This window comes from Campylobacter sp. CNRCH_2016_0050h (assembly GCF_025772605.1).
Taxonomy (GTDB): domain Bacteria; phylum Campylobacterota; class Campylobacteria; order Campylobacterales; family Campylobacteraceae; genus Campylobacter_D; species Campylobacter_D lari_D.
Genome location: NZ_JAKMSK010000032.1, coordinates 1 through 1,305 on the forward strand (window position 1 = coordinate 1; position 1,305 = coordinate 1,305).

At 30.6% G+C, this 1,305-nt stretch carries 1 pseudogene; it reads left to right on the forward strand.

Going from position 1 to position 1,305, the window contains the following annotated elements:
* Positions 1-1,305: pseudogene (locus L8X28_RS08260) on the forward strand (hypothetical protein); the annotation flags it as partial.

Sequence of the window (1,305 nt, forward strand, 5' to 3'; positions counted from 1 at the left end):
AGCTTAGAAAATAAACTAGAATATTTAGGAATTTTTGGCGTATTAAGAGCCGCTACTTTAAAAAATCTTAATGTTGATTATAATCAAGGAAGTATCATAGGTTCAAACGATGGCATTATTTATGCAGGTGGTATGGCTGGTATGATTATGGATGGTAGTGATGTAAGTAATATCATACTAAAAGGTATTAAAGAAATAAAAGCAGAATCAAAAAATCATATTAGCTATGTTGGCGGTTTTGCAGGCATTATTGCAGATTGGGGTGGAGATTTAGATGATTGGGATGGCGTGAATTGCTATGATGATATTTGGTGCTATATGAAAGGAAGCTCATTTAACAACATAGCTCTGATGGATATAGGAAAGATTTACGGTAAAGGTGATTTTGCCTATGTGGGTGGTTTCACAGGAAGTTTATGGTCTGGAGTATATAATTATAGCAACATAGGACATAAATTTGATAATATTGTTTTACATAATATTGATAATATCATGGCAGAAACAGATACTGAAAGAGCAAGGGTTGGTGGTTTTGTAGGATATCTTTTTAACTCAACTCAAGGGGATTTTAGTGGAGATAGAATTAATGAATTTAATCATATAGTATTAAATAATATTGATTTAATTCAAGCTAAAAATAATGGAACTTTCGACCATCCTACATTACCATGGTTGGTTCGTGATGATAGTAGTGCAGCTGGATTTGTAGCATATTCTAGTGGTCAAAATTATTATTCTAATATAGTTTTAAATAACATTAAAGCTATTTATAGTAAAAGTGTTAATAAAGCAGAAAATAGCTATGCGTCAGGCTTTATGGCATATTCTGCTGGTATAGGACAAATTTTTTCTAATATAGTTTTAAACAATATAGGTTCTATTGTAGCAGATGGAACAGGTTATATGGATGATAATACAAGAGCTGCTGGATTTGTTGCTGTAGATGATGATAGAGATCAGTTTAAAAATATTTATATATTCTTTAGTCCTGATGCAAAAATAGAAGCAAATGCCGCGGAAGGAAAAAAATATGCTGGACTTTTTCATGCTGTTTCTAGTACGGGTTCTAAATATGAAAATATTTTTATATATCATCCAGAAAGTATAAAAGAACAAGGAGATATTGCTGAAATTAAGGAACTTAACAAAATATCATACGAAAACGGCGAATACCAAAACAAATACACCGAATTTAAAAATAAAATCACAACAGATCTAAAAGATTATGGTTTACATGAAGATAAAGATGGTTATTTTAGTTTCAATACTGATTTTAAAGTAAAACCAAGTGAAGATATCTTTAGA